This window comes from Corynebacterium sp. HMSC036D03 (assembly GCF_001836185.1).
Classification (GTDB): domain Bacteria; phylum Actinomycetota; class Actinomycetes; order Mycobacteriales; family Mycobacteriaceae; genus Corynebacterium; species Corynebacterium simulans.
On sequence record NZ_KV827748.1, the window covers coordinates 1 to 403 of the forward strand.

Sequence of the window (403 nt, forward strand, 5' to 3'; positions counted from 1 at the left end):
GAACTCGACTGAGAAACGATTCCGATGCTCATCAATGAACCGGATCATTTCCGACGTTTCGGGTCGAGTTCGGATGCGAAAAAAGCCGAAGCGGCTTTCAACAACTCGTTGGTGTCCCGCAGCTCTTGATTTTCTCGACGCAACCGTGCGTTTTCTGCAGCAAGGTCCTCGGGCATTGATTCCACAACACGACCTTCGCGACGAGCGGCCTGCGTCCATTGCCTCGCCGTGTGCCACGAGACGCCCAGCTTTGGTGCCACGATCTTGCAGGCTGCCTGCATGGAAATGTTCTCCGCCAGGATGCGGTCTTCCACGAGACGGACCACACGGTCCTTCGCATCCTGATCAAATTTTCTCGGCATGTTCCAAATTTTCCCATCTACTCAAACGGAACAAAACCTGG

Annotated in this window: 1 pseudogene; it reads right to left on the bottom strand. The window is 54.3% G+C overall.

The features are described 5' to 3' along the window. Positions 1-44: 44 nt before the first annotated feature. Positions 45-396, bottom strand: a pseudogene (locus HMPREF2692_RS09655) (transposase). Positions 397-403: the final 7 nt, after the last annotated feature.